Source organism: Pseudomonas spirodelae (genome assembly GCF_034653255.1).
Taxonomy (GTDB): Bacteria; Pseudomonadota; Gammaproteobacteria; order Pseudomonadales; family Pseudomonadaceae; genus Aquipseudomonas; species Aquipseudomonas spirodelae.
Window position 1 is genome coordinate 200452 of sequence record NZ_JAYEET010000048.1, and the last position, 17367, is coordinate 217818.

Annotated in this window: 11 protein-coding genes and 1 pseudogene; 3 read left to right on the forward strand and 9 right to left on the reverse strand. The window is 56.4% G+C overall.

Annotated elements, in window-relative coordinates:
• Positions 1-131: 131 nt before the first annotated feature.
• Complete coding sequence (gene uraH / locus SOP97_RS16565) at positions 132-485, forward strand: hydroxyisourate hydrolase (protein ID WP_322950183.1); 354 nt, start codon at positions 132-134, stop codon at positions 483-485.
• Positions 486-629: 144 nt separating this feature from the next.
• On the opposite strand, the gene SOP97_RS16570 is transcribed toward uraH, so the two are convergent.
• Positions 630-1256: a LysE family translocator gene (locus SOP97_RS16570; RefSeq protein WP_322950184.1), complete on the reverse strand. Its 627-nt coding sequence runs from the start codon at positions 1254-1256 to the stop codon at positions 630-632.
• Between the two features lie 68 nt (positions 1257-1324).
• The gene (locus SOP97_RS16575; protein WP_411912079.1) at positions 1325-2689 is read right to left on the reverse strand and encodes an NCS2 family permease; all 1365 of its coding nucleotides are present in this window, start codon (positions 2687-2689) and stop codon (positions 1325-1327) included.
• A gap of 592 nt (positions 2690-3281) precedes the next feature.
• Here SOP97_RS16575 and SOP97_RS16580 point away from each other — a divergent pair.
• On the forward strand, positions 3282-4040 hold the full coding sequence (locus SOP97_RS16580) for a GntR family transcriptional regulator (RefSeq protein ID WP_274086525.1): 759 nt from the start codon (positions 3282-3284) through the stop codon (positions 4038-4040).
• Positions 4041-4206: 166 nt separating this feature from the next.
• Here the strand turns inward: SOP97_RS16580 and SOP97_RS16585 are convergent, their stop codons facing one another.
• The 4 genes from SOP97_RS16585 to SOP97_RS16600 all read right to left on the reverse strand — a co-directional run bounded on the left by SOP97_RS16585 (position 4207) and on the right by SOP97_RS16600 (position 11136).
• A complete protein-coding gene (locus SOP97_RS16585) occupies positions 4207-5610 on the reverse strand; it encodes an efflux transporter outer membrane subunit (RefSeq protein ID WP_322950185.1) in 1404 nt (467 codons plus the stop codon).
• Positions 5607-8786 carry an efflux RND transporter permease subunit gene (locus SOP97_RS16590; protein WP_322950186.1) on the reverse strand — a complete coding sequence of 1060 codons (3180 nt, stop codon included), beginning with the start codon at positions 8784-8786 and terminating at the stop codon, positions 5607-5609. Before SOP97_RS16590 ends, SOP97_RS16585 begins: the two co-directional genes overlap by 4 nt.
• A 26-nt stretch (positions 8787-8812) precedes the next feature.
• Complete coding sequence (gene mexE, locus SOP97_RS16595; RefSeq protein ID WP_322950188.1) at positions 8813-10054, reverse strand: multidrug efflux RND transporter periplasmic adaptor subunit MexE; 1242 nt, start codon at positions 10052-10054, stop codon at positions 8813-8815.
• A 164-nt stretch (positions 10055-10218) separates the two neighbouring features.
• Positions 10219-11136: a LysR family transcriptional regulator gene (locus SOP97_RS16600; protein WP_322950189.1), complete on the reverse strand. Its 918-nt coding sequence runs from the start codon at positions 11134-11136 to the stop codon at positions 10219-10221.
• Between the two features lie 262 nt (positions 11137-11398).
• On the opposite strand from SOP97_RS16600, the gene SOP97_RS16605 reads away from it, so the two are divergent.
• The gene (locus SOP97_RS16605) at positions 11399-12412 is read left to right on the forward strand and encodes a zinc-dependent alcohol dehydrogenase family protein (RefSeq protein ID WP_322950190.1); all 1014 of its coding nucleotides are present in this window, start codon (positions 11399-11401) and stop codon (positions 12410-12412) included.
• A gap of 141 nt (positions 12413-12553) precedes the next feature.
• Here SOP97_RS16605 and SOP97_RS16610 read toward each other — a convergent pair whose 3' ends face one another.
• The 3 genes and pseudogenes from SOP97_RS16610 to SOP97_RS16625 form a co-directional block, all read right to left on the reverse strand.
• On the reverse strand, positions 12554-13804 hold the full coding sequence (locus tag SOP97_RS16610; RefSeq protein WP_322950191.1) for a dicarboxylate/amino acid:cation symporter: 1251 nt from the start codon (positions 13802-13804) through the stop codon (positions 12554-12556).
• Between the two features lie 1086 nt (positions 13805-14890).
• Positions 14891-15877, reverse strand: a complete 987-nt coding sequence (locus tag SOP97_RS16620; RefSeq protein WP_322950192.1) for a DUF3644 domain-containing protein — start codon at positions 15875-15877, stop codon at positions 14891-14893.
• Between the two features lie 109 nt (positions 15878-15986).
• Positions 15987-17132 (reverse strand): annotated as a pseudogene (locus tag SOP97_RS16625) (type I restriction-modification enzyme R subunit C-terminal domain-containing protein); the annotation flags it as partial.
• Between the last annotated feature and the right edge of the window lie 235 nt (positions 17133-17367).

Sequence of the window (17367 nt, forward strand, 5' to 3'; positions counted from 1 at the left end):
TTATTTTAGTTTTTCTGCATGCTATGCTTCAGCTCAGTCAAGGCTGCTTAGCCTGATAAATCTGCCGAATTCCATAAAGTAGAGGAGGAGTGGCGTCTGTGCTGGCTTGTCTGCGCAGGTGCCCACACGCGATGGGACGATTGACCACACACGTACTGGATGCTGCCCATGGTTGCCCTGGCAGCGAACTGAAAATCGAGCTGTATCGCGTTGCCGGCAATCAGCTTGAACTGCTTAACAGCGTTGTCACCAACCACGACGGCCGTTGTGATGCCCCCGTGTTGCAGGGTGATGACTACCGCAGCGGTGTGTATCAGCTGCATTTTCACGCCGGCGATTACTACCGTGCGCGCGGCGTTACCTTGCCCGAGCAGGCTTTTCTCGATGTTGTTGTGCTGCGTTTTGGCATTGATGCCGGGCAGGAGCACTACCACGTCCCGCTGCTGATTTCCCCTTACAGCTACTCCACCTACCGCGGTAGCTGAACCGAATGCTTGTCACCCTCTGACTCAATTTAAGAGTCCCTAGCCCGCCCACACTGCGGGCTTTTTTTCGTCTGCAATTTGCCTCAATCGTAAACCGCCTCATGTGCAGGCCAGACGCCTCAGCGTGCTCGCCCGCACCGGTACTTAGCGGCTGAGGAGCGAGGCAGCGCCCGCGCCACCGAATAATGCAGCGCTGGTACGGTTGAACCATACCTGGCCATTACCCGAACGCAGGTAACGCGCAGCACCTTGGGCGCTCAGGGCATAGAGCAATTTGCAGGCTAGATCCAGCACCGCCCAGGTGGCGATCATCACCAGCAACTGGTTAAGCAGGGAGCGCTCAGCGCTGAGAAACTGCGGCAGGAGAGCCGCGAAGAACAAAATATCCTTGGGGTTACTGGCCCCCAGCCCGAAGGCTTTCCAGAACATGCCGCGATAACTCGGGTTGACCGGCAGCTCATCGGTAACAACAGGCTTAAAGGCCTGGCGCGAGGCTTGCCAACTGTGCCAAGCGAGATAGAAAAGGTACAGCGCACCGAGTAGTTTCAGCAGGCTAAAAAGCTGCTCCGAAGCCAGTAGCAGGGCACCAAGGCCAAGTGCCGAGGCGCTCAACAGGCAGATCGACGCCAATACACCGCCGATAAACGCTGGCACCGAGCGGCGCAGGCCAACGTTCAAGCTGTTGCTCACCATCAGCAGCGACAGCGGCCCTGGAATCAAAATCACCACCAGTGCAGTGCTTGCAAACAACAGCCAGGTATCCAGGCTCATTATCCATTCTCCAGTTGATGAAAAGCCCCAGCATAAAGTGCCGGGGCTTAGGTGTTAGCCCGCGAGCCTTAGAGGAAGGCGAACTTGGCAATAAAGATGATGCACAGCACATACAGGCTGACTGACACTTTATCGCGCTGACCGGTTAGCAGCTTCAGGGTTGCATAGGTCAGGAAGCCCAAGGCAATGCCGTTAGCGATGGAGAAGGTCAGCGGCATCATCACTACGGTAACGATGGCGGGAATGCTATCGGTGCTGTCTTTCCAGTCGATATGCGCCATCCCGCTCATCATCAGCATGGCCACATAAATCAGCGCGCCAGCGGTGGCATAGGCGGGGATCATCCCGGCCAATGGCGCAAAGAACATCGCCGCCAGAAACAGCACACCAACCGTTACCGCCGTCAGCCCGGTACGGCCACCCGCGGCTACGCCGGCAGCACTTTCTACATAACTGGTGACCGGCGGGCAACCCACCAGAGAGCCAATCACGCTGGAGGTACTGTCGGCTTTCAGCGCCTGCGAGAGGTTCTGAATCTTGCCGTCTTCATCGACCAGATTGGCGCGGTGAGCAACGCCCATAAGGGTGCCGGCAGTGTCGAACATGTTCACGAAGAGGAACGACAGCACCACGCTGATCATCGAAATCTGGAACGCGCCGGCAATGTCCATCGCCAGGAAGGTTGGTGCCAAGCTTGGTGGCATCGAAACCAGGCCGGTGTACTCAACCATACCCATGGCCATGCCAATCCCCGTAACCGCCAGCATGCTGAACAAGATCGCGCCGAACACATTGCGGTGACTTAAGACCGCAATCAGCAGGAAGCAGATGGCGGCCAGCAGTGCATTCGGATTGGCAAAGCTGCCCATGGTCAGCAACGTGGCCTGGCTGTCGACAACGATCCCGGCGGTTTTCAAGCCAATCAGCCCGAGGAACAAACCAACCCCAGCGCCCATGGCAAAGCGTAGGCTCATGGGGATGCTATTGAGCAGCCATTCACGAATGCGCGACAGGCTCATGATCATAAACAGGATGCCGGAAAGAAATACTGCACCCAGGGCGGTTTCCCAGCTGTAGCCCATGTCGCCGACGACAGTGAAGGTAAAAAACGCGTTCAAGCCCATGCCGGGCGCCAGGCCGACTGGCCAGTTGGCGTAGAGGCCCATGAGGAAACAGCCTAGGGCCGCGCCAACGCAGGTCGCGACAAACGCGGCCCCCTGATCAACCCCGGCGATTGCCATGATGCTGGGGTTAACGAAGATGATGTAAACCATGGTAAAGAACGTGGTGATGCCGGCAATCACCTCGGTTTTGAGGCTAGTGCGGTGTTCGGTCAGCTTGAAGAAGCGGTCAAGCAAGCCAGGTTTGCTCAGGCCTTGTAGCGGTGTTGCCGATTTTTCTTGTTTAGCGCTTTCCACAGGGGTATTCCTCATTTCTTGTTGTGTGCCACCCAAAGCCTTTACCGCGCACTGTTCGGCCCTCTGAGGTAGGTGGTGTTTTTTGTTTTTGGCGCACTTAGCTGACCATCAGGTCAAGAAATCGCGCTGAGGCCGATTATGATGTTGTATACAAAAAAAGCAAACACTGATTCTGGTAAAGGCGAAGGCGTGTACTGCTCGCTTATTCAAGCCTAAACAGCTGTTTCACTGAGGCCCATAGAGCGCATTAAGTTGTTTGTTTCGGTAGGTTTTTCAGGCTATTGAGCGATGCAATTACGCCATGGCGAAATACCATCGACGGGGCTTAGCCGCGTTTTGTTTGTGTAGCGATTTAGCAAAAAAATGACATACGGCTCTGTCTCGGAAAAATTGGCCTGGCCTCTGCACAGGGGAATGCTCCTGAAAGCAGATTTACATGCATGTTCGCAGGCTTGTTATGCTTTGGTGGATATGCATGCATTGGTTACATTGTGTACAATGCAAGGACTTTTTATCTGTAACTTTTCACTGACTGCTGCTTGCCAAGGATGGCAACATCCAGGGGAGTTGCATGAGCAACCGCCGAACCTTGACCACGCGAGCCACAATGAACGAACAATTGCAGCCTCTTAAGAAGCAGACGCGCGAGGGTAAAACCACTCGTAGCGGGACTCAGGACGATGTCGTGTACGCCCATATCTTCGATGCCATTCTTGAGCAGCGCCTGGCGCCTGGTACCAAGCTCAGCGAAGAAGCCCTCGGTGAAATTTTCGGCGTCAGCCGCACCATTATTCGTCGCGCGTTGTCGCGCCTGGCCCACGAAGGTGTGGTGCTACTGCGCCCTAACCGTGGCGCGGTTGTGGCCAGCCCTGGCGCAGAAGAAGCGCGGCAGATCTTCTATGTGCGCCGCATGATTGAGCGCGCCATTACCGAGCTGGCCTGCAAAAACGCCAAGCCCGAGCACATCGCTGCGTTGCGTCAGATGGTCATAGATGAGCGCGAGTGCTTCGCCCGTGGTGATCGCGGTATGGGCATTCGTCTGTCGGGTGAGTTCCATCTCAAACTCGCAGAAGCCGCTGGCAATCTGACCCTGCTTGGTTTTCTGCGCAGCCTGATTTCGCAGACTTCGCTGATCATCGCCCTGTATGAAAGCAACAGCCGTGCGCATTGCTCGGATGCCGAGCACGACCAGGTGATTGATGCCATCGAGGCCGGCAATGTGGATGTGGCCGTAGACCTGATGATGCGCCACATGGACAGCGTTGACGCCAAACTCAACCTAGACGGCGATACCGCATCAGATGATTTGCACGCGGTGTTCTCACACCTGCTACCAAACACCAAGAAAAAAACTGCCAGCCGCTAAGCAACCTGGCGCAGAGAGGCCAAAGGCGATTGAAGCGGCTTAACGCGTGAAGTCGCTGCAGCTGTAGACCGCTCTGTTCAGCGCCAATAAAAACCCCCACGGCAAGGAGCAACTGCCTTGGGGCGAGAAATTGGCTGGCTTAGCCAGCCAATTCTGAAAAACAGTGTTAAGCGTTAGGCTCCCAGCCCCCGCCAAGCGCCTTGTAAATAGCGACAATCGCGCGATACAGCTCGACCTCCGCCTGTGCTTGGGCGTCTTCGGCGCTGAGGCGTTCACGTTCGGCATCCAGCAGTACCAAGAAATCCACTTCACCTTCGCGGTAGCGCACGCGGGCTTGTTCGGCTGCGGCGCGGCTTGCGTCTGATTGGCGTAGCAGGGCGAGCAGCCGCTGTTGGCGTTTGCCGTAATCACTGAATGCGTTAGCGGACTCCTCCAGAGCCAGCAGCACCTGCTGTTCATAGTTGGCCAGCGCGCCATCAGCTTCGGCTTCGGCCCCACGCAGGCGTGCACGCACGCTGCCCAAGTCAAACGCTGCCCAGCTGATGGTCGGGGCGATACCCCAGGCTCGCGCCGCCGATGAACCCAGCTGCGAACCACGCCCGGCGGTAAAGCCGAGGAAGCCGGACAAACTCACCCGTGGAAACAGATCCGCCGTGGCCACGCCAATATTGGCGGTAGCGGCGGCCAGTTGCCGTTCGGCGGCGCGGATATCTGGACGGCGACGCAGCAACTCGCCGGGGTCGCCAACCGGTAGTGCTTTGGCAATGGCAGGCAGGTCCTGAGCAGAGAGGTCCACGCTCAATTGATCAGGGCGCTGGCCGAGCAGGGTGGCGATGCGGTGCTTGGCGCGCTGCTGTTCGGCCTGCAGTTGCGGCAGGCTGGCTTCAGTGCCGGCCAGACGCGCATCGCTGCGTAGCACATCCAGCTGACTACCGACGCCGGCCTCACGCAGTTGCTCGGTAATGGCGCGGGATTCCTGCTGGTTTTTCAGGTTGTCGCGGGCAATGCGTTCGCGCAGTTGCGCGCCGCGCAGGCTGCCGTAGGCATCCACCAGCTCGGCAATCAGGCTGACCTGCAGTTGCTGATAGTCGGCTTCGGCCACGTCCAATTCGGCGTCGCTGGCTTCCAGTTGTCGCTGGATGCGGCCAAACAGATCCAGCTCCCAGAGCATGTCCAGACCCAGGTCATAACGCTCGCCGCGCACGCGCTGCTCGGTTACGCCGGGTTGCTGGGCTTTTCCGAAATCACCGCTGGCGCGGCTGGTGATGGTCGGCAACTGGTCGTTGCCGAGGTCATCACGGATAGCCTGAGCCGCACGCAGGCGGGCAAAGGCCACGCGTAGCTGGCGGTTTTCCTGCAGGGACTGCTGCACCAACTGGTTGAGGGTCGGCTCATCGAACTGCTGCCACCAACTGACTTCGAAGCGCGAACGATCGTAGTTGCTGCTTTGCGCCGCGCTCAGCTGGGCAGCCTCCGTTTGCGGTTTCTGGTAGTCAGGGCCGACGGCGCAGGCTGTCAGCGCAAAGCTCAGCAGGCTAATGGCCAGCGGCTTGGCATTGAGTGTTTTCATGCCTGCACCTCCTGCAAGCGCGCCACTTTCTTCGCTTCACGCTTCTCCACAAAAGCACGGATCAGCACATAGAACAGCGGGGTCAGCAGCAGGCCGAAGAAGGTCACCCCAAGCATGCCGCTGAATACCGCAACGCCCATGGCGTGGCGCATTTCCGCACCGGCACCGGAGGACAGCACCAGTGGCACCACACCCATAATGAAGGCGAAGCTGGTCATCAGAATCGGCCGCAGACGCAGGCGGCAGGCTTCCAATACGGCGCTGACGCGGTCCATGCCTTCTTCCTGTTTTTCCTTGGCGAACTCGACGATCAGGATGGCGTTCTTACAGGCCAACCCCACCAGTACGATCAGTCCGATCTGGGTAAAGATGTTGTTGTCGCCTCCCGCCAGGATGACCCCGGTAATGGCCGACAGCAGGGTCATCGGCACGATCAGGATCACCGCCAGCGGCAGGCTCCAGCTTTCGTACTGAGCGGCCAGTACCAGGAAGGCAAGCAGTACGCAGAGCGGGAAGACGAAGATCGCGCTGTTACCGGCGAGGATCTGTTGGTAGGTCAGGTCGGTCCACTCGAAGCTCATGCCGTTGGGCAGTTCCTCCTTGAGCAACTTGGCCATCGCCGCCTCGGCCTGGCCGGAGCTGTAGCCAGGGGCTGCAGCTCCGTTGATTTCGGCGGTGAGGAAGCCGTTGTAGTGCATCACCCGATCCGGCCCGGAACTGGCGCTGACTTTAAGGAACGCTGACAGCGGCACCATTTCGCCACGATTGTTGCGCACCTTGAGCTGGCCGATCTGCTCCGGCTCCAGGCGGAACTGCTGCTCGGCTTGCACGTTGACCTGATAGGTACGGCCAAAACGGTTGAAGTCGTTGGCGTACAGCGAGCCCAGGTAGATCTGCATGGTGTCGAAGATGTCGCTGATCGCCACGCCGTGGGTCTTGGCCTTTTCGCGGTCGATGGCGGCATCGATCTGCGGCACATTCACCTGGTAACTGGTGAATACCGACATCGGGTCCAGCTCCGGCAGCGCGCGGGCCTTGGCGATGACGTTCTGGGTTTGCACGTACAGCTCGTCGTAACCCAAGTTGCCACGGTCCTGCACCTGCAGGCGGAAGCCGCCGATGGTGCCCAGGCCTTGTACCGGAGGTGGCGGGAAGATCGCCAGGTAGGCTTCCTGAATGCCTGAGAACTGGCCGTTAAGCTCAGCAGCAATGGCCCCGGCGGACAGGCTTTCGTCTTTGCGCTGGTCGAAGTCTTTCAGCGCGACGAAGACAATGCCGCTGTTCGGGCTGTTGGTGAAGCCGTTGATCGACAGGCCAGGGAAGGCAATGGTGTTGGCCACGCCTGGATGCTTGCCGGCGATTTCCGACATATCTTTCATCACCGCTTCGGTGCGATCCAGGGTCGCGGCGTCCGGCAGCTGAGCAAAGGCCACCAGGTACTGCTTGTCCTGCGCCGGTACGAAACCGCTTGGTGTCGTGGCGAAGCCCAGGTAGGTCAGGCCCATCAGCCCGGCATAGACGAACAGGGCGATGCCGCTGCCGCGCAGCACGCGCTTCACGGTACCGACATAGCCATGGCTGGCGCGGTCGAACGCGCGGTTGAACGGCTTGAACAACCAGCCGTCGAACAGCTTATCGAGCAGTGTGGAGAAGCGGTCCTTGGGCGCATCGTGGCTTTTCAGCAACACGGCGGCCAGGGCAGGGGACAGGGTCAGCGAGTTGAAGGCCGAGATTACCGTGGAGATGGCAATGGTCAGCGCAAACTGCTGATAGAACTGTCCGCTCAGCCCGGAGATAAAGGCCGTAGGGATAAACACCGCACACAGCACCAGGGCCGTGGCCACGATGGGGCCGGTGACTTCCTTCATCGCCTGTTTGGTGGCTTCCACCGGGGTTTTGCCCAGGCCGATATTGCGTTCGACGTTTTCCACCACGACGATGGCGTCGTCCACCACGATGCCGATAGCCAGCACCAGGCCGAACAGCGATAGGGCGTTGAGCGAGAAGCCGAACATATGCATCACAGCGAAGGTACCGATCAACGACACCGGCACGGCCGCCAGCGGGATGATCGAGGCGCGCCAGGTCTGCAGGAACAGAATCACCACCAGCACCACCAGGATGATGGCTTCGAGCAGGGTATGTACCACCGCCTCGATGGAGCCACGCACGAAGATGGTCGGGTCATAGACGATTTCGTAGTCCACGCCTTGCGGGAAGCTCTGCTTCAGCTCGGCCATGCGAACGCGCACCGCATCGGAAATCTCGATGGCGTTGGAACCAGGGCGCTGGAATACCGGGATGGCGACTGCGGGTTTGTTATTCAGCAGGGAGCGTAAGGCGTATTGGCTGGAGCCCAGTTCGATTCGCGCAATGTCTTTCAAACGGGTGATTTCGCCGTTATCACCGGCGCGGATAATGATGTTTTCGAACTCTTCCTCGGTGACCAAACGGCCTTGCGTATTGATCGATAGCTGGAAGCTGTTACCCGCATCCGACGGCGGAGCACCGAGCGAGCCAGCAGCGACCTGGCGGTTTTGCTCACGGATAGCGTTGACTACGTCAGAAGCAGTCAGGTTGCGCGAGGCGACCTTGTTTGGATCCAACCACACACGCAGCGAGTAGTTGCCCAGACCGAAAAGCTGCACATCGCCAATACCGTCCAGGCGCGCCAGCTCATCCTTGATATTCAGCGCGGCGTAGTTGGACAGATACAGCATGTCGTATCGGTCGTCCGGCGAGGTCAAGTGCACAACCATGGTCAGGTCGGGTGAGGCCTTGTCGACCGTCACGCCGAGACGCTGCACTTCGGTGGGCAGGGTCGGCATGGTACGGGTAACGCGGTTCTGCACCTGCACTTGGGCCTTGTCCAGATCGGTGCCCAAGGCGAAAGTCAGAGTCAGGGTCATCTTGCCGTCGGCCGTGCCCTGCGAGGACATATACAACATGCCCTCTACGCCGGTAATGGCCTGCTCGAGTGGCGAGGCGACGGTCTCACCGATCACCTTGGGGTTAGCACCGGGGAAGGTGGCGCGTACCACTACGGTAGGTGGCACCACTTCCGGGTATTCGCTGATGGGCAGCTGGAACAGCGAAATGGCACCGCCGATCAGGATCAGCAAGGACAACACCGCGGCGAAGATCGGCCGCTGAATAAAGTATTGCGAAAAATTCATCGTCGTTTTACCTATATAACAGCGTATTAGCCGCGTGGCGCAGTGTTGGCAGGGCTACTTTCTGCAGCAACTCGGCGGCTGTTCTGGCGTTCGATGGCCTGACGTTGCTCGGTCAGCAGCGACTGGGTCTTTTCATCGGCCATGGGCACGCTTTGCGGATCAACGATGGAGCCGGGGAAGGCGCGCTGCAGACCGTTGACTACGATCTTCTCGCCCTCGGCCAGACCGCTGCGCACGATGCGCAGGCCTGCCAGCTTTGGCCCCAGTTCAATGGCGCGGTACTGCACGGCGTTGTCCTTATCGAGTACCAGGACGTACTTCTTACCGAGGTCGGTGCCGACCGCTTCATCCTTGATCAACGCGGCGGCGTACTGGCCACTGCCGACCAATTTGAGGCGCGCATAGAGGCCTGGCGTGAAACGCCCATCACGGTTATCAAATACCGCTCGGCCACGGATGGTGCCGGTCTGCGGGTTGACCTGGTTGTCGAGAAAGTCCAGCTGCCCAAGGTGTGGATGGCCTTCTTCGCTGGACAGGCCCAGGTACACCGGGCTGGCATCGCGCGTCTGGCCACCGGCCTGGCGTGCCAGCTCGACATACTTGAGGAATACGCGCTCATCAGCATCGAAATAGGCGTAGACCTTGTCGGTGCTGACCAGCGTGGTGAGGTGGCTTTGCCCGGCATTCACCAGGTTGCCTTCGGTGATTTCCGCACGGCTGACGCGACCATCAATCGGCGCTGTGACGCGGGTAAAGCTGAGGTTGAGGCGGGCGTTATCCAGTTCTGCCTGGATGCCCTCTACAGCGGCCTTGGCCTCTGCCGCAGCGCTTGCGCGGGCATCGGCGAGCTCGGCAGAGATGGCGTTGCTCTGGCGCAAACGCTCGCCGCGACGGGCTTCACTTTGGGTGCGCGCAAAACTGGCGCGGGCTTGTTGCAGTTGCGCCTCAAGGCGTTTGACTTCGGCTTGGAACGGCCGCGGGTCGATCTGGAACAGTAGGTCGCCTTTCTTCACCAGGCTGCCTTCGTTGAAGGCTACGCGGTCAACGAAACCGGATACACGTGGGCGAATATCGACTGATTCTGGCGCTTCCAGTCGGCCGGTGAACTCGTCCCACTCATTGATCGGTTGTTCGATAACGTCGGCCACGCTGACTTTGGCTGCAGGCATTTGCTGTGCACTTTCAGGTGCTTTGCCACAGGCGCTCACTACCAGCACCGCGGCAAGGGCGAGGGGGAAATGCCAGAGGTTCTTATTGGACTGTTCCATGTGTACTTCCGCCAGAGGGTGTTTTGAGGAGGCGGAGTCTGCAGCGAGGGCTCTATTGCGACGAATCGAACGATTCGAAGGTATGTATCAATCAGATTGATTATCTACAGGCTTGTATCGACAAACGCATATGTGAGCAATGCCGTGGTCTGTGCTTAGCCGACCTACTCAACGCTATCGGGGTCGCCGCAGAACATCTGGATACGCGAGCGCAGCCAACGTTCGGCCGGGTCATTGTCTTGGGCGCCGCGCCAGGCCATGTGCAGTTCAAAAGTTTGCGCCGGTATGGGCAGTTCTTCAGCGCGCACACCACCCGCCGCACTGAGGGCTGCCGCGGTGTAGTCCGGTACGGTGGCGATAATGTCGGTGCCGGCGAGCAGGGTGCCCAGGCCATTGAACTGGGGGAGGGCGATCACCACGCGGCGCTTGCGCCCGAGTTTTTCCAGTTCCACATCGATAAAACCACTGAGGTCGCCGGCAAACGACACCAGCGCGTGCGGGCGCTCACAGTAATCATCCAGGCTAAGCGCGCTCGGGGCGCTGTCGGCGCGCAGCAATTTCGGTTTGCTACGGCGCAGGACCTTGCGCTTGGCGTTGGCCGGCAACTCTTCGGTATAGGCAACGCCGACGGAAATTTCGCCGGAGGCCAGCAGAGCCGGCATCAGCAAGTAATTGGTGCGGCGAATTACCAGCACCACACCTGGCGCTTCAGCCCGTAGGCGCTTGATCAGCGGCGGCAGCAGGCCAAACTCGACGTCATCCGACAGGCCAATGCGAAACACTGCATTACTGGTGGCCGGGTGAAATTCAGCAGCGCGGCTGACGGCGGTGGAAATTGAATCCAGCGCCGGTGAGAGCAGGGCGGCAATTTCCATGGCCCGTGCAGTCGGTTCCATGCTGCGGCCAGTTCGCACGAACAACGGATCATCAAACAAGCTGCGAAGACGGGCGAGGGCGGCACTGATGGCCGGCTGACCGAGAAACAGTTTTTCCGCCGCACGGGTCACGCTGCGTTCATGCATCAGCGTTTCAAAGACGATCAGCAGGTTGAGATCGACGCGGCGAAGATCGTTACGGTTCATCCGGTGTCCATTAGTGAGTGGCTGCGGTTTTACAAGCGAGTCAGGCTAATGCTGAATGCCGCTTACAGGCAATATGCAGACGCAAATCAAGCGCGGGCATTGCATCATCATCGACAAGCATGGTGAATATCAGCCCCGAGCGGTGGAATTGCTGGCCAGGCCCGGATAAAGTCCGTGGCCATAAGCGGTCGCCTGTAATTGTTTAGCGCACACCTGCGTACCAGTTACCACGACCTGAATGGGTCAACCGAAGAGGTTTGCGATGTCCCGCATAGTGCGTTTCCATGAGTTTGGTGAGGCTGATGTCCTCAAGATCGAAGAGCGTAACGTCCCTGCACCGGCAGCGGGTGAAGTGCTTGTCGGTGTTGAAGCCGTGGGCGTCAGCTGGCACGACGTACTCTGGCGGCAGAACCTGGCACCGACGCTGGCACAGTTGCCTGCAGGCCTCGGCCATGAAGCTGCCGGTGTGGTGTTGGCGCTTGGCGAGGGGGTCAGTGATCTGGCCGTGGGTGATCGGGTTGCCAGCTTCCCAGGGCACAGCCCCAATCGCTATCCCAGCTACGCCGAGCAAGTGGTTTTACCGCGCAGCTCTCTGGTCCGTTACCCTGCCAATCTGACCGCGCAACAGGCGGCCGTGCACTATCTGCCATCGATGGTGGGCTGGTTCGGTTTTGTCGAACTCGCGCATCTGCAGCCGGGTGAAACGGTCTTGGTCACTGCCGCCAGCCGCTGCTGGGGCCCCTATATTGTGCAGATGGGCAAAGCCTTGGGGGCCCACGTTATCGCCGCCACGGCCTATGCCGAAGACAGCGCGTTTCTTAAACAGCTGGGCGCCGATCACATCATCCTTACCGAAGAGCAGGATCTGGTGAGCCGCGTCAGTAAGCTCACCGATGGGCGTGGCGTTAATGTGGTGATGGACGCCTTGGGTGGGCCACAAATGTGCCTGCTGGGTGATGCCATCGCACCGCGTGGTCGGTTGATTTTATTCGATCTGCAAGGCGGCAATGAAACACCATTCCCAGCCTGCGCGGCGTTCCAGAAGAATATTCAGTTCTTCGTCCATTGCATCGGTAACTTTACAGGCAAGGAGGAGCTGAATATTCCGCAAGATCAGGTGGCGGTGGCCAAAGCAGTGCAAGGCATTAATCAGCTGACAGCCGATGGTTTAATCAAGCCACTGATCGACAAGGTCTTCAGCTTCGACAATGTGATCGACGCCCATCGCTATATGGAAACCTGCCCGAGCCGTGGCCGAGTGCTCTTGCAGGTTTAACCATTGCCTGGTGGAAAAACGCCAGAATCTGGAGTAGGGCACGCCACTCTAAACAAGGGTTGAGCTTCAACCCCTCTTGCGTTTAAAGCTGCTCTTGCTTGGCTTGCAGCTTCAGGCCAAGCCAACTCCTTTTAAGTACCTTCAAACCGCTGAACGCTCAGCCTCTTCATGGTCAGGCGTCACTGCATGACGGCCATCCAGGCGCTCAAGCAAGGCGGCGTTGGCGCAGTTACCCATCACGTTGAGCGCGGTACGCAGCCCATCCGTAAAGCGATCAACCCCCGCGACAACCGCGACGCCTTCCAGCGGCAGGCCGGCAGCGCCCAGAACGGTCGTCATGGCCACCAGTCCGGCACCAGGCACACCGGCGGTGGAGAAACTGACCAACAGCCCCGTGGTGAACACCGTGATCAACAACGAGGTGGTGATGTCGATGTTGAACAACTGGGCAACAAATAACGCATTAAAGCCCTGTAGTACGGCTGCGCCATCGCGTTTGAGGGCGGTACCAAAGGGCAGGGCAAAGCTGGCTAAGGATTCACTCATGCCGTAGCTGCGCGCATTGCCAAGCGCCAATGGCAAGGTCGCGCCGGAGCTGGCCGTGCCAAAAGCAAAGCCCAGGCTCTGGCCAAAATGCTTGACGAAGTCCAGCGGGCGGGCGCCCGTGATGCCCAGCAGCAGCAAATACAGAACCGCCATGAGCGCCAGTGCCAGCGTCAGCCCGGCCACATACATACCGAGGCGCAGAAGCAGGTCCAGCCCCTGGCTGGCAATCACCGAGGTGATCAGCGCAAACACCCCATAGGGAGCCAGTTTGAGTACGAATTCCAGCACCTTGAGCGTGACGGTATAACCACTCTGAATCAGCCGGCGTAACGGTGCGCTGTCATCCGGTAACGCCCGCATAGCAATACCAATTAGCGCTGCGGCGAAGATAACCTGCAACAAACCGCCACTGCCCAAGGCCGTGAATGGGTTATTCGGCACCAACCCGACCAGCCACTGACTCAGACTATCGGCATGACGACCTAAAGGGGCTTGGCTGACAAGGCTTACCGCGCCAGTACCCGGGCTCAACCATTGGGCGACCAGCATGCCAAGTGCGAGCGCTATAGCGCTGGTGAGCAGGTAGCCAACCAGCAGGCGACCGGCGTGGCGGCCAACAGCAGCGCCGTGCTCGTGATTTGTCAGGCTCAGGATAAGAGCACCGAACACCATTGGTACGACCACGAACTGCAGCAAGCGCAGGAAGATGCTGCCCACCGGGGTCAATAAATGAATGTCCAGCCAGGCCACGCTGCCATCAGGCAGTGCACCGGCGCAGGTATTCAACACCAGGCCGGTAATGATGCCGAATGCGAGGGCAAACAAGATCTGGCGTGTAACGGACATGCGACCTCCAAAACAGTCAAAAGCGCGGCAAGCAAGTCGCATGAAATGGGATTAGCGAGGCGCATTCTGATTACCGAAAAGCCCTATATCAATGAAATCATTAATAATTTTATGGAATAAGCTTAGAAGCGACGTGGCAGGCGGATGAGTTTACGCAGCGACTGCACAGGCAATGAGCCTCGTGCAGATGCGATGTTCATCGCCAAACCGAACACGATGGCATTGTCAGTTGAACTTACAGCGGCGTGGCATTAGTGCGGTGTGATTTAGCTGGGGAGGTTACTGAATGCATGCCCCGAAACGCTAAGCGTTTAATTTTCGGTCCTAAGTGTTTTTCTCTAAACCGTAAGCTCGATAGCAGATTGTGTATGGCGCAAAGCACAGCGGAGTACGCTTGCCTTCCTATCTAGAGGTTTCGCATAATGTATATTATGTTAAATAATAGCTATGCAGGGTGTGTTCGTTTGCTGTGACTCCTGTCGTACACCAGCTAAATGGAGAATTCCGTCAAGGATGAGAACCCTAAAATTCTTTACGAATCAGTCATCTACGGTTAGTGCCTGCGCAACAATAACCAGCTAGGACTATTTTCATCGCAACCGGATTGGCTGCTTTTTGCCGATATGGATGATCTGATTGAGTGGAATTGACGCTGTTTATGGAAAATCACTCAGGAGATAAGCCTAGAGTTCCGCCAGCACTGATTGATTCAGTTCTTTACGCAGTGCTCGCCATTGCGGCGAATGCTAGTCAAGCAGCCCTGTAAACCGATTTCTCACCCATCCGTGGTCACGCCGTGTTCGGTAACCGAGATGGGCGCTTTACCCGTGGCTTCCTCGCACGCCTCAAACTGGTAGGCAGCAGCCAATACATGGCCGTCCTAATCAAGGACGAAGCGGTCGGATTTATAATTTGCCCGCGATGAAAACTTTGTTTCCAGTTTGATGCTAAGAGTACACACGAACAGATTCAATTTCGCACATCTAAAATTAGATAGGAGCCCCCTTCTCAAGGGGAATAATCAGACATCAGGACTAAAAATATATTTACTTTCGGGAGAGACTCGGATCGAAATAAATAAAATCTCTAGCGAAATTTTTGTCCTTGCGCCTCACATTCCCCGATCACTTTTTCAAGCCAAGTCCCATACCAATACCATGTGTTTGCCACTAATACGCCATATCCTCTTCCTTGTGACTTGGCATTTGAATCTTTCCAAATTCTTGTATGATCAACCATGTTAAATCTGGCAAAGCCAGCAGCTTTAACTAATTCAACTATTTTTGTCGGCAGATACTTAGGGCGTTCAGTTTCCTTAATTTGAATATATTTAGTATTCATGCCTTCAGCCATTTCAGAGCCAGGCTTAATGAACTCAATGACTTGGTCTGCTTGACCTTTATGGTTAGCTGTTTTGGGAACGAAGAAAACCCTATAAGAAAATCTCGGATCGTTAAACTCTTCAGCTGTTAGTTCTAGATCAAAAGCTGTAATATACGCTCGTATATTCTCAGGCAGGCCCTCTGCTTGGGATAGCATCTCGACCTGACCTTTGTTTAGTGATGAGAACTGCAAGCTAAATGACAAATGCTTATCGATGCCAAACTCATCCCCAAATAGCCTTTTAATTAAGTCATTGTAATTTAAGCAGCAAGCTTGAAATCGAGCACTCAAAAATTGGTCTATTCGGCTTGTCATTTGATGTTCAATTTCATGCCTAAGTCCAATTAAGAAGCGTAAATTTTTTGCTGCACTTGCATCAACTGGTGAGTTTTCGTCATTCAGGCACCGCTCTAGCTCCCAGTGCTTGATAGCCCCTTTTGCTGTCTTATGAAAACTTTTTCTACTACCTGTCATTTTAAAGTAGCGATACTCAACCTTGCTCTTACGATAGTGCGCATGGAGTAAGTAAGTCCATGAAATCATCATAAGAACAATAAATATTTCTGATTTGAATGTCAAAGCTGGATTGTTAAATATCTGCACAGAAGCTAAGGCAGCTTCTCTAGATTTTTTTATTAGCTCGCTCGCTATAGAGCCTACCGCACGTACTCTTTTCGCTTGTAGTGCCATGACGCATCATTCCCAATAATTAAATTTTATTGATAGTGTCACCTAGGATTATCTTTATAAAATAACAGAATTCGCAATGTAATATAAATTCTAGAGCCCCTAAAAAATGTCATAGCACCGCATTCGATTGATACAAATACTTCTGAAAGCCTACAAACACACTCTTGATCAACTCTGGCTTGCCAAGGTCGGCGATGGCATCGGCTATCGCGTTGTTATATTTAAGCTTTAGCAGCGGCGTGAGTTTTTCAGATTCCAGCTCATCCACTCCTTCTTTGACGTAATGCGCCAAAACGAAGTCGATGAAGGCATCCTGCTTAACGTTGAAGTGACCATGAATCTCGATGCGAGCTTTGTTCGCGCGCTCCTCACGGGTGACGGGCTCCATCGCAAAGGCCACGAAGGCCAGCACATCAAATAAATCGCTCTTTTCTGCCTCGATAATGCTCTGCATCTCAGCTAACACGTCCTTGCTGAAACCGCGTTCCGTCAAGCCATCCAGCAATGATTTACGCGTATCCGGCACGCACCAGATGCTGCGCAACTCATCCTCATCTTTGAAGAACTCCGGCAGATTGCCAAATAAGCTTTCCAAAAACTGCGCAGCAGACATTGGCTTACCGTCAGCGCCGAGAAACAGTGTTGATGTCATGCTTCTGATTCGGCGCACCGAACCATCACTTAGAGCCACCTCAATTACGGGTGGCCGTGGTGGCGGTGTCGGCCTTGGTGGGAGAGTTGTTCCACCACCCTCGCCTTCATCCTCTCCATCGCCACTACCACCACCGCCTTTGCCACCGCCTGTTGTTAGCTCTTCCGGCTCGCCATCCCATGCAGGGTCACTGAATAGATGATGGGCTTTTACGAAGTCATAAACGGTGAAGTAATCCTTGCCGTCGAATAGTCGCGTACCACGGCCAATGATCTGCTTGAACTCAATCATATTGGTCACAGGTCGCAGCAGCACAATATTGCGCACGTTGCGCGCATCTACGCCGGTCGAAAGCTTTTGCGAGGTGGTCAGGATGGTCGGGATGGTCTTCTCGTTATCCTGAAAATCACGCAGGTATTGTTCGCCACGTGCACCATCATCAGCGGTCACACGTACGCAGTAATCTGGCTCAGTGCTGGTCTTCATTTGGTTGATCAGGTTGCGAATTTCCAGTGCGTGCTCTTGCTTGGCGCAAAACACGATGGTCTTTTCACTGTGTTTGATCATCTCCATCAGCTTCTGAACCCGGTACTGTTGGCGCTGATGGAAAATTGACCCACCCTGCCGATTGAAATTTGACCCAGGGCGGATTGCTGATTTTGTTACCAGCAACTGTGGATAAGTCTACCAGCGCAGCTGCTGTTGCCCCCACTCCTTCGCTAGCCCAGTTCAGTTGTTTAAGACCTGCCACACGCAGCCATGTAGCAGGCCGTCGTCGCCATGAAATCAGAACGGCTCATCGTCCTCCGGTTCTTGGCCGCCCTTACGCTTTCGCTCC

Bases quoted from the DNA above. Each gene is read 5' to 3' on its own strand.
- uraH (WP_322950183.1), top strand. From the start codon at position 132: ATGGGACGATTGACCACACACGTACTGGATGCTGCCCATGGTTGCCCT.
- SOP97_RS16570 (WP_322950184.1), bottom strand. From the start codon at position 1,256: ATGAGCCTGGATACCTGGCTGTTGTTTGCAAGCACTGCACTGGTGGTG.
- SOP97_RS16575 (WP_411912079.1), bottom strand. From the start codon at position 2,689: ATGAGGAATACCCCTGTGGAAAGCGCTAAACAAGAAAAATCGGCAACA.
- SOP97_RS16580 (WP_274086525.1), top strand. From the start codon at position 3,282: ATGAACGAACAATTGCAGCCTCTTAAGAAGCAGACGCGCGAGGGTAAA.
- SOP97_RS16585 (WP_322950185.1), bottom strand. From the start codon at position 5,610: ATGAAAACACTCAATGCCAAGCCGCTGGCCATTAGCCTGCTGAGCTTT.
- SOP97_RS16590 (WP_322950186.1), bottom strand. From the start codon at position 8,786: ATGAATTTTTCGCAATACTTTATTCAGCGGCCGATCTTCGCCGCGGTG.
- mexE (WP_322950188.1), bottom strand. From the start codon at position 10,054: ATGGAACAGTCCAATAAGAACCTCTGGCATTTCCCCCTCGCCCTTGCC.
- SOP97_RS16600 (WP_322950189.1), bottom strand. From the start codon at position 11,136: ATGAACCGTAACGATCTTCGCCGCGTCGATCTCAACCTGCTGATCGTC.
- SOP97_RS16605 (WP_322950190.1), top strand. From the start codon at position 11,399: ATGTCCCGCATAGTGCGTTTCCATGAGTTTGGTGAGGCTGATGTCCTC.
- SOP97_RS16610 (WP_322950191.1), bottom strand. From the start codon at position 13,804: ATGTCCGTTACACGCCAGATCTTGTTTGCCCTCGCATTCGGCATCATT.
- SOP97_RS16620 (WP_322950192.1), bottom strand. From the start codon at position 15,877: ATGGCACTACAAGCGAAAAGAGTACGTGCGGTAGGCTCTATAGCGAGC.